This is a genomic window from Streptomyces sp. NPDC001348, from assembly GCF_053597535.1.
Window position 1 is genome coordinate 20,685 of sequence record NZ_JBSFIK010000015.1, and the last position, 10,369, is coordinate 31,053.

The window sequence follows — 10,369 nt, forward strand, 5'->3', positions numbered from 1 at the left end:
GCGACGCGTCGGCCGTTGCCCTGCCGGAGGACCGGTGAGCCACGGCCGTCGCGTGCCCTCAGGCCCCGGCGGACGTGCCCGGCGTGACCTCCACCGCCAGCACCCCGCCCCTGAGCCCCACGATGAGCTGCCCGTCGACCGCGATGACGGCGTGGGCGATCTGGCGGACCGGGACTTCCAGGAGGGGGCGTTCGGTGGTGGGGTCCCAGAGGCGGACCGTGCGGTCGTTGCTGGCGCTGGCCAGCAGGGTGCGGCCGCCGGACCTCAGGGTGCACAGCGCGGTGACCCAGCCCCGGTGGCCTTCCAGGGTGCGGATGTGGTCGCCGGTGGCGGGGTCCCAGAGGCGGATCGTACGGTCGCGGCCGGCGCTGACGAGGAGGGTGCCGTCGTCGGTCTCCAGGGTGGACACCGCCGTGACCCAGTTGGTGTGGCCTTCGAGGATGCGGACGGTGTCGCCGGTGGCGGGGTCCCAGAAGCGGATCGTGCGGTCGCCGCTGGCGGTGGCGAGGAGGGTGGCGCCGTCCACCTCCACCGTGCACACCCCGACGACCGAGCTGCCGTGGCCCTTGAGGTTACGGATGATCTTGCCGGTGGCGGGGTTCCACAGCCGGACCCAGCGTCCGCTGTTGTCGTTGGTGGCGGCGAGGAGGGTTTCCCCGTCCACCTCCACCGCGCACATGCCCCACATGCCGTTGGACTTGTCCCTCATGGTGCGGACGAGGGCGCCGGTGGCGGGGTTCCACAGCCGCAGTGTGCGGTCGGTGCCGGTGCTGGCGAGGTGGGTGAGACCGTCGAGGTCCACCGTGCAGAGTCCCCAGACCGTGCTGGTGTGGCCTTCCAGCCTGCGGACGGGGTCGCCGGTGGCGGGGTCCCGGAGCCGCACCATGCGGTCGCGGCCGGCGGTGGCGAGGAGGGTACGGCCCTCCACGGCGACGGTGCACAGGTTGGTGACGGTGCTGGTGCTGTCGCGTTGGCTGTTGTCGTCGGCTGCGGGGTCCCACAGCCGGACCGTGCAGTCGTCGCTGGCGGTGGCGAGGAGGGTGCGGCCGTCCGCCTCCACCGTGCACACCCCGGACACCCGGCTGGTGTGGCCTTCCAGGGTGCGGATGTTGTCGCCGGTGGCGGGGTCCCACAGCCGGACCGTGCGGTCGTTGCCGGCGCTGACGAGGAGGGTGTCGCCGTCCACCTCCACCGTGCACACCGCATGGATGGTGCTGGTGTGGCCTTCCAGGGTGCGGACATGGGCGCCGGTGGCGGGGTCCCAGAGCCGGACCGTGCGGTCGTTGCCGGCGCTGGCGAGGAGGGTGCGGCCGTCCACCTCCACCGTGCACACCCCGGACACCCGGCTGGTGTGGCCTTCCAGGGTGCGGATGTTGTCGCCGGTGGCGGGGTCCCAGAGCCGGACCGTGCGGTCGTTGCCGGCGCTGACGAGCAGAGTGCGATCCCCCGTCTCGACCGTGCACAGGCCCCAGACCGTGTTGGCCCCGCTCCGCGGCGGGTGGCCGGTGAAACGCATGCCGGTGTCGTGGTCCCATATCCGCACGGTGCCGTCTTCGTCGGCGCTGGTGAGCAGGGTGTGTCCGTATATCTTGGCCGTCATGCGCCCGGAACCGCGGCGGGCCCGGGTGCCGGTGACGGGGTCCCATATCCGCACCGTGCCGTCTTCATCGACGTCGGCCAGGACGGTGTGACCGCCCACCTCGAAGGTGCACACCGTCTGGATCTCCAGGGTGCGGAGATGGTCGCCGGTGACGGGGTCCCACAGCCATACCGTGCCGTCGTGTTCGGCGCTGGCGAGGAGCGTGCGAGGGCCGACCCGCACGCTGCACACCGTCTGGACCGTGGTGGTGTGGCCTTCCAGGGTGCGGATGTTGTCGCCGGTGGCGGGGTCCCACAGCCGGACCGTGCGGTCGCCGCCGGCGGTGGCGAGGAGGGTGCGGCCGTCCAGCTCCACGGTGCACAGCCCCCACACGGCGCTGTGGTGGCCTTCCAGCGTGCGGATGTTGTCGCCGGTGCTGGGGTCCCACAGGCGTACGGAGCGGCCGCAGTCGGCGCTGGCGAGGAGGGTGCGGCCGTTGACCTCGACGCTGCACACCCCGGACACCCGGTCGATGTGGCCGTCGAGGATGGTCTCCTCGCTCTGCGGGGTCACCGCGGCCCAGACCGCCCGGTAGGGGCCCATGGCCGTCCCCCGGAACGCGTTGCCCAGCCCCTGCTGTGTCTCGGTCATGCCGAACAGGGCGTTGCGGATCGTGGGTGTCGCGTCGATCGCGTGCGGTGTCTTGCGCAACAGCTGGGCCCGGTCCCGGCCTTGGGGCGTCGCGGCGGTCGCCGCCGGCGGGATGAGCCGGCGCAGGTCGGCGTGGAGGAGGTAGGTGCTGTCGGTGAGGAGGTCGTCGATCACGTCGGCGCGGGACGCGTGGCGCGGCAGCGAGCGGAGCAGGTAGTCGGGTGCCGCGTGCCAGCCGGCGGCCCGGCCCTGGGCGATGAAGGCCCGGGTGAGGGTCCGTTCGTCCGTGGTGCGGGGAGACATGTCGGCTCGGGCGTGCAGCAGTGCGTCGTTGAGCGCCTGGTGGAAGAGACGGAAGACGCCGTCCGTCCGGCCGGTGGTGCTGGTCTCGATGAGGAAGTTCGCCGCCGACGACCGGGCGAAGGAGCGGAGGCTCGCCTCGCTGAGGGTGACGCCGAACAGTGCGGTGATGGCGGTGATCCACAGGTTGAGCGGGAGGCCCGGTGCCTCGGCGAACGCGAGGGCGGTGAGTGCCGCGCCGGCCGGCAGGTCGCTCGTCACGGGTGGGAGCAGGGCGATGTATTCACGCACGGCCTCGTTCACGGTCGGGGCGAACGAGAGCTCCTCGCGATCGACCGGGCGGCTGTCGTGCATGCCGTGGGCGCGGGCGACGAGACCGGCGACCAGGAAGTTCCCGGCGGCCAGGGTGGCGATGCGATCCGCGATGGGGACGGCGATCCGGTCGTCGTTGTAGGGGTTGTCCGGGCGTTCGTCACCGAACAGTTGGAGGCAGGCCAGCGCGTACTCGGCCAGGTCGGCCTGTTCGAAGTACTCCGGGGCGTCCAGGTCCAGGAGCCGGACGGCGGCCCCGAAGGGTGAGAGGAGGTCGCCGGCGTCGTCCTTGCGTCTGCTGCCCACCACGACCCGTACGCCGAGGTCGGCGCACGTCTCCGCCAGGGGCAGGGCGATCCGGCTGAGGATGGTGCGGGCTTCCTGGGCGTTGGTGGCCTCGTCCAGTGCGTCGATCACCACGGCGAACGTGCTCTTCGAGCGCTGCGGCAGCACGGTCCGCAGCTGCGGGGCGAGGTCGCTGACCTGGTCGGGTACGGAGGCGGAGGCCGCTCGGGCGATCTCGCGGGCCACGTCCAGTGCGGTCTTGCCCTTGGCGTGCACGGCGCAGGCGACCGAGCCGAGGGGTGCTCGTACCGCGTAGTCGGTGGTGGGGAGTTCCTTGGCGATGCCGGGGTCCGCGGTGGTGACGATGCGTCCGAGCACGGCGGATTTGCCCACTCCTGGGGATCCCGTGACGACGAGGACCTGCCGCCGGGCCTGGTCGCCGCTGATCCACGAGATCACTTCGGTCAGGGCCGCGGCGCGTCCGTGGAAGCGGAAGCCGCGTTCGGCGTCCGTGCTGACTCCTCGGGAGCGTGGTCGCCAGTGGCGTCCGGCTTCCGGGTCCGTCTCGAGGCTCCATCCCCATGCGGCCAGGGCGCTCTCGCCGGCCGCTTCCGCGGACCACTCGGTGAGCAGGTGCAGCTTCTGCTCCGGCAGGACGCGGTCGATCTCGCGGATGGTGAGGGCGCGTGCGTCGCCGTTCTCGGCACGTGCCTGGCCGACCATGCCGACGACGGCCTGGTAGTCGGAGGACCAGACGGCGGCACCGCTGTATCCGGGTTTCACCAGATACCGTGAATCGGTGTCCAGTCGGACCCAGCCGTAGGAAAGTGACTCACCGACCTCGCCGGCCGAGGAGTTGCCCAGCATTCCGTCGGGGAAGCCGAACGACCACCATGAGTCGCCCACCAGGTCGTCCTTCGTCGGTCTGCGCAGGCGCGCGGCCAACTCGTAGGGGACTTCCTCCTCGAGGACCAGGACTGCCGCGTCCCAGTCCTCCTGTTCCTCGATCGGCGGCACGAACAGTTCCTGCACCCGGATCCGGCGGTGGGACCACTCCTCCGCCTTGGGCAGTGCCACCCACAGGCCGTCGCGTCCGACCCCGTTGACGCAGGCGACGTGCGCGCAGGTGACCACCCGGCGGCTGTCGATCAGGAAGCCCGAGCCCAGGGGCTTCCTGTCGCGCTCTTCGGCATGGATCGCCGCGACCCAGGGGCTGGACGCGGGGCGCGGTCTACTCTCCCCCGCGGCGTTCATTCCTGCCCTGTGGACGCGTTCTCGGCACCCCCGGTGCGCCAGGTCATCGTGATCTCGAAGTTGGCTTCGGTCGCCGCCTTCGCCACCAGCCAGTTCGCCGTTCCGTTCACCTTGACGCCGAACTTGACCTGCACCTCGTCCGGGCAGAACTCCTTGGCCTGCTCCATCACCGTCCGGGCGGCCTGCACGGCCGGCTCCACCGCCGTGCGGACGCGGCTGACGACCTGGCCCGCCCCGACCGGATGCCACTCCTCGGACGGCTCCACCTCGAACTGGACGACCGTCTCGTCGTCCAGTTCGTACGACACCACCTGAGACGACACAGGACCTCCCCCGTCATGTGAGTTCACTGCAAAGGGTACTGACAGTCCGTCGAGCGGCACAGACGAACGGCCGGGGTTGTCTTCAGGCGGTGGTCCGGTGGGGGGCCGTGGGGCTCCGGTAGGGCTCCGGTGGCGGTCCGGGCGGGGCCCGGGTCCGTCCCTGGCCCGGACCGTCGACGCACGGCTCTCACCCAGGGCGACGGGATTACTCCGCTGCGTCACGGAGGAGACGGGTCAGTAACTTTCGCCAACTCACAGGTGAATTCCAGCCAACGTGCAGGTAAAGTCCGACCACCTACTTGAAGAGAGAACGTCCGTACGCATCGGCTTCCGGCCCGCGGCAACCTGATCGCGCCAGTCAGCAAGTCCGAGCTCGAGGATGTCCAGTCGCCTGGAGCCCGCGAAGTGTCAGCTTCCCCCTTGGCCGCCCGGTTGCGTACCGGTGCGGCGCGTTTCCTCCTGCCCACGGTGCTCGCCCTGTCGTTCGCCGTTCAGGCGGTGGGCGCCTTCCTGCCCAGTGTCCCCGTGCTCGTCGCCGCCACCGTCGCCGGGGTGGCCGCGGACGTCGCGCTGCACCGGTGGCAGCGGGGCGTCGCCGCCGCGCTCGGGAGACTGCACGCGACCGTGTTCGTACGCCAGGTCGTGCGGGACCTGCTGCTGGTGGTCGGCCTGATACGCATCGAGGAGCAGGACTACGAGACGCGGTACCTCGCCCTCGTCTGCGGTCTGCTGGTCTTCTACGCCCTGCACTTCGCCTGCCAGGCGGCCGCGGTCCTCGTCCGCCGCTCCCGCACCCTGCCCGTGGTGACCCGGAACATCGACGCCTCGGCGCTGCGGCTGAGCGCGGCTCCCCCGGCGCTGCTGATGCGCCGCTCCGGGCAGCGGCTGCTCATGTTCGGTCTGCCGTCGACGGCCGGGCTGCTGGTCACCGCTGTGAACGGCTCGGCCCGGTGGGCCGCCGCGGGGATCTCCCTGTCCGCCGTCCTCGCGCTGGTGGCCGTCGGCATGCTGCTGGTGCGGCTGCTGCCGGGGCGCAGGCCGGTGACGAGCGAGCAGGCGCTGGAGTGGTTCGAGGCGTGGCTCGCCGAGTACCGGCCGACGGTCGGCATGTACTTCTCCGGCGGCACGAGCTCCGCCTACCAGGCGAACATGTGGCTGGAGCCACTGGCCCGGCTGGAGGGCCGTCCGCTGATCGTGCTGCGTGAGCGGTTCATGGTGCGGAAGATCGCGTCGACGGACATCCCGGTCGTGTGCCTGCCGAAGGTCGCCGACCTGATGCGGCTGGAGCAGTCCACGCTGAAGATGCTGATCCACCCGTCGAACTCGGGGAAGACCTCGCAGGTGCTGCGGATCCCCACCATCAAGCACGCGTTCGTCAACCACGGCGAGAGCGACAAGCTGTCCAGCTGCAACCCGTACGCGAAGGCGTACGACGAGGTGTGGGTGGCCGGTCCCGCGGCGCGCGAGCGGTACGCGCTGGCGGCCGTGGGCGTCGACGACCGCGACGTCGTGGAGATCGGCCGCCCGCAGCTGGACGTCATCGAGCCGTACGCCGGTGCGCCCACGGGCACGTACACCACGGTGCTCTACGCGCCCACCTGGGAGGGCTGGGACGGCAACCCGGGCAACACCTCGGTCGTCGAGGCCGGCGAGAACATCGTCCGCGCCCTGCTGGCCGACCCGGGAGTCCGGCTCCTGTACAAGCCGCACCCGCTGACCGGCTCGGTCGATCCCCGGGCGGGGGCCGCGAACGCCCGGATCCAGGAGATGATCCGCGCCGCGGCCGCCCGGCGGGCCGCCGAGCACGCCGACGAGCGGCCGGACCCGTCCGTGGCGGCGGAACTGGCCGCGCGGACCGCCGAACTCGACCGACTGACCACGTCGTCGTTCCGGCCCGGCGCGGACGACGCGGAGCGGATGCTGCTCCAGGGGGTTCCGGAACCCGGTCGGGGCGCGGCCGTGGCCGCCGCCACCGCCGCCTGGGAGGCCGCGTACTGGGCCTCGTTCCCCGCGTGGGAGCACCGGATCGTCACGGGGGCGCGACCGAACGTCTACGCCTGCTTCAACGTGGCCGACCTGCTGGTCAGCGATGTCTCCAGCGTCATCTCGGACTACCTGGAGAGCGAGAAGCCGTACGCCGTCGCCAACACCAGCGGCCTCGCCGAGGACGACTTCCGGGAGACCTTCCCCACCGTCCGGGCGGGCGCCGTCCTCACCCCAGACGCCTCCGGGATACCGGCCCTGCTGGAGTCCGTGCGCCACCCCGAGCACGACACCTACGCCGAGGCCCGCGCCGAGCTGAAGCTCCACCTGCTCGGGCCGTCCGACCCGCCGTCCGTCGCCCGCTTCAACGACGCGGCCCGTGCGCTGTGCGCGGCGGCCGACGAGCACCGGGCGGGCATGGCGGTACGGGCGCTCCCGGCGATCCCGACGCAGCGGGACGCCGGGGCGGCGCTGGACAGCGGGCAGGTCACGGGCTGAGGACGGGGCGGGATCCGGTGCTGCCGGGTTCCGCCTCCCTGGTGGGATTCCCGGTAGGATGGGTGGCATGAGCGAACCTACCGGCAAGTACTCGATCACCATGCCGCGTGACATCGCCGAAGCCGCCAAGGCCCGCAGCGGACCCTCGGGCCTGTCCGCCTATGTCGCCGCCGCCGTCGCTCGCCAGATAGAACGCGACAACCTCAACGAGTTGATCGCCGTCGCCGAGGCCGAACACGGCACCGTCACGGACGAGGAGATCCAGGCCTTGCGTGACCAGCTCCACCAGGCGCGTCGCGAGCAGACCGAGGGCGGGGCAAACGCAGCGTGACGCGCTCCTCCGCCGTTCCCGGCGGCACACTTGTTCTGGACAGCGAGGGCCTCGCCAAGGCTGTACTGCGCGATCGCACTGTCACCGGTTGGCTCGCCCTCGCTCGCGCCGACGACCTCCGAGTGATCACCTCCGCGGCCACCCTCGTCGAGGTGGTCCATCCGCGGATCAACCGCCCGGCCCTGGAGTGGACACTGTCCCGACTCGTCGTCGAACCGGTCACCGAGCACATCGCCCGCCACGCCGCCGCGATCCTCGCCGACGCCGGCCTGCACGGCCACAAGTACGCCGTCGACGCCATGCTCACCGCCACCGCGCTGGCGGCCCCCGGACCGGTCACCGTCCTGACCTCCGATCCGGATGACCTCACCACGCCGTGTGGCGGGAGGGCCACCGTGGTCAAGGTCTGACCCGGAGGAGAACCGCTCCGGTGACGCATGCTCATGCGGAGCGCTTGCGAGAGGCGGCGGTCTTCTTCGCCGTGCTCTTCGTCGTGGTCTTCTTCGCCGCGGCCTTCTTGGCGGCGGAGTCGGTGGCCGACTCGGCCGTGGCCTTCGCCGTCGATCTGCCCGCCGTCGTCTTCTTCGCGGTCTGGGCCTGCTTGGCGGTCGACTTCCTCGCCGGCGCCGACGTCTTCTTCGCGGCCGTGCGGCCGGCGGCGGACGTCGACTTCTTGCCGCCCGTCTCCTTGGGGGCGGCGCTCGTGAGGGATCTGGTGCCCGCGGCTTCCTCGCCGCGGGACTCCCTCGCGGCCCGCACGCTGTTCTCCAGTGCGGCCATCAGGTCGAGCACCTTGCCGCCCGACGGCGGGGCGGGGAGCTCCGGTGGTGTCTCGCCGGCCGCCTTCGCCGCGATGACCTCCTCGAGGGCGTCGCGGTACTCGTCGTGCAGGTCCTGCAGGTCCACCTCGCCGAGGGTGTCCATCAGCGCGTCCGCCAGGTCCAGTTCCTTGTCGCGGACGGTGACCCCCACGTCCGGGGCGACGCCCTCGGGGGAGCGGACCTCGTCCGGCCAGAGCAGGCCGTGCATGGCGATGGCGTCCCCGACGACACGCAGCATGCCCAGCCGTTCCCGGCCGCGCAGGGCGTACTTCGCGATGGCCACCTTGTGGCTGCGCTTCAGGGCCTCACGCAGCAGCGTGTACGGCTTCGCCGCCGGGGCGCCGCTCGCCGCGAGGTAGTACGCGGCGTCCATCTGGAGCGGGTCGATGCGCTCGGCCGGCACGAAGGCGACGATCTCGATCGTCTTCGCGGTGGGGATCGGCAGCTGGGAGAGGTCCTCGTCGCTGATCGGGATGATCGTCCCGTCCGCGTCCTCGTAGCCCTTGCCGATCTCCGCCTGGGTGACCTCGCGGTCCTCCAGTTCGCACACCTTGCGGTAGCGGATGCGGCCGCCGTCCTCGGTGTGGATCTGGCGGAAGGAGATGGAGTGGCTCTCGGTGGCGTTCACCAGCTTGATCGGGATGCTGACGAGACCGAAGGAGATGGCGCCGTTCCAGATGGATCGCACGTGCAGCACCCTTGCCTTTCCGTCGTTTCGTCCAGCTTTGTCGGAGTGTGCGTGGGATTCTCATCGTATGACGCCTATCACAGAGGTGGAGGGGCGGAGGGTCGCGCTCAGCAATCTGGAGAAGGTGCTGTATCCGGCGACCGGCTTCACCAAGGCCGAACTGCTGCACTACTACGCGGTGACGGCCGACGTGCTGCTTCCCCATCTCCGGGACCGGCCGGTGTCGTTCCTGCGGTATCCGGACGGGCCGGGCGGGCAGGTCTTCTTCACCAAGAACGTGCCGCCGGGTACGCCCGACTGGGTCACCACCGCCGAGGTGCCGCGGTCGGAGGGGCCGGCGCGGATGGTGCTGGTGCAGGATCTGGCGTCGCTGATGTGGGCGGCGAATCTCGTCGCGGAGTTCCACACGCACCAGTGGGTGATCCAGGATCCCGGGTGCGCGGACCGGCTCGTCCTCGATCTGGACCCCGGGCCGCCGGCGGGTGTGGCGCAGTGCTGCGAGGTCGCGTTGTGGCTGCGGGAGCGGCTGGCCGCGGACGGGATCCCGGCGTACGTCAAGACGTCCGGGTCGAAGGGGCTGCACCTGCTGGCGGCGGTGCGGGGGGCGTCCTCGGAGCGGGTGTCGGAGTACGCGAAGGGGCTGGCGGTGGAGGCGGAGCGGGCGATGCCCCGGCTGGTGGTGCACCGGATGACGCGGAGTCTGCGGCCGGGGAAGGTGTTCGTGGACTGGAGTCAGAACGCCGCGCGGAAGACTACCGCGACGCCTTACACCGTGCGGGCGGGGGCCGAGCCGTATGTCTCGGCGCCGGTGAGCTGGGAGGAGGTGGCGGGGTGCGGGGGTGCTGCGCAGCTTGTGTTCCGGGCGGGGGATGTCGCTGCGCGGGTGCGGGAGTACGGGGATCTGCTGGCGCCGTTGCTGGATGGGGGGCGGGCGGCCGTGTTGCCGGGGTGAGGGGTTTCGCCCCCGCCGCCCCTGCCCTTCCCGTCCTCCAGGGGCTGCGCCCCTTCGACCCCGCCGGGGGCTGCGCCCCCCCCGTGGCCCCGGCGGGGCTCCGCCCCTGCACCCCGCTGGGGGCTGCGCCCCCAGACCCCGCTTCGGCCCTGAAGGGGCCTCGTCCTCAAACTCCCCCGGAGGGGCCCCAGACGGGCTGGGATTCAGCGGCCGGTGCCCTCAAGGCACCCAGACAGGCCGGAATCCCCGGTCAGCGCCCACAAGGCACCCAGACAGGCCGGAATCCCCGACCGGCACCCACAAGGCACCCAGACAGGCCGGAATCCCCGACCGGCACCCACAAGGCACCCAGACAGGCCGGAATCCCCGACCGGCACCCACAAGGCACCCAG

7 protein-coding genes are annotated in these 10,369 nt (G+C 71.6%); 4 read left to right on the forward strand and 3 right to left on the reverse strand.

The features are described 5' to 3' along the window. Positions 1-58 precede the first annotated feature (58 nt). Together ACWC21_RS17705 and ACWC21_RS17710 are read right to left on the reverse strand one after the other, a co-directional pair. Positions 59-4,381: a trypsin-like serine protease gene (locus ACWC21_RS17705; RefSeq protein ID WP_450882723.1), complete on the reverse strand. Its 4,323-nt coding sequence runs from the start codon at positions 4,379-4,381 to the stop codon at positions 59-61. After that, complete coding sequence (locus ACWC21_RS17710) at positions 4,378-4,704, reverse strand: CU044_2847 family protein (protein ID WP_450882725.1); 327 nt, start codon at positions 4,702-4,704, stop codon at positions 4,378-4,380. The genes ACWC21_RS17705 and ACWC21_RS17710 overlap by 4 nt, the downstream gene beginning before the upstream one ends. Positions 4,705-5,109: 405 nt before the next feature. Between ACWC21_RS17710 and ACWC21_RS17715 the strand changes: the two genes are divergently transcribed. The 3 genes from ACWC21_RS17715 to ACWC21_RS17725 all read left to right on the forward strand — a co-directional run bounded on the left by ACWC21_RS17715 (position 5,110) and on the right by ACWC21_RS17725 (position 7,926). Further along, positions 5,110-7,185: a hypothetical protein gene (locus tag ACWC21_RS17715; RefSeq protein ID WP_450882727.1), complete on the forward strand. Its 2,076-nt coding sequence runs from the start codon at positions 5,110-5,112 to the stop codon at positions 7,183-7,185. A gap of 67 nt (positions 7,186-7,252) precedes the next feature. Continuing rightward, the gene (locus ACWC21_RS17720) at positions 7,253-7,516 is read left to right on the forward strand and encodes a CopG family transcriptional regulator (protein WP_450882729.1); all 264 of its coding nucleotides are present in this window, start codon (positions 7,253-7,255) and stop codon (positions 7,514-7,516) included. Next, on the forward strand, positions 7,513-7,926 hold the full coding sequence (locus tag ACWC21_RS17725) for a PIN domain-containing protein (protein WP_450882731.1): 414 nt from the start codon (positions 7,513-7,515) through the stop codon (positions 7,924-7,926). Before ACWC21_RS17720 ends, ACWC21_RS17725 begins: the two co-directional genes overlap by 4 nt. Before the next feature lie 31 nt (positions 7,927-7,957). Here ACWC21_RS17725 and ku read toward each other — a convergent pair whose 3' ends face one another. Next, entirely contained in the window at positions 7,958-9,025 is a 1,068-nt protein-coding gene (ku, locus tag ACWC21_RS17730; protein ID WP_450882733.1) for a non-homologous end joining protein Ku, read from the reverse strand. 67 nt (positions 9,026-9,092) lie between these two features. On the opposite strand from ku, the gene ligD reads away from it, so the two are divergent. Then, on the forward strand, positions 9,093-9,977 hold the full coding sequence (ligD, locus tag ACWC21_RS17735) for a non-homologous end-joining DNA ligase (RefSeq protein ID WP_450882734.1): 885 nt from the start codon (positions 9,093-9,095) through the stop codon (positions 9,975-9,977). The last annotated feature ends 392 nt before the right edge of the window (positions 9,978-10,369 follow it).

Excerpts from the sequence above, each read along its gene's own strand:
- ACWC21_RS17705 (WP_450882723.1), bottom strand. The coding sequence starts at position 4,381 with ATGAACGCCGCGGGGGAGAGTAGACCGCGCCCCGCGTCCAGCCCCTGG.
- ACWC21_RS17720 (WP_450882729.1), top strand. The coding sequence starts at position 7,253 with ATGAGCGAACCTACCGGCAAGTACTCGATCACCATGCCGCGTGACATC.
- ligD (WP_450882734.1), top strand. The coding sequence starts at position 9,093 with ATGACGCCTATCACAGAGGTGGAGGGGCGGAGGGTCGCGCTCAGCAAT.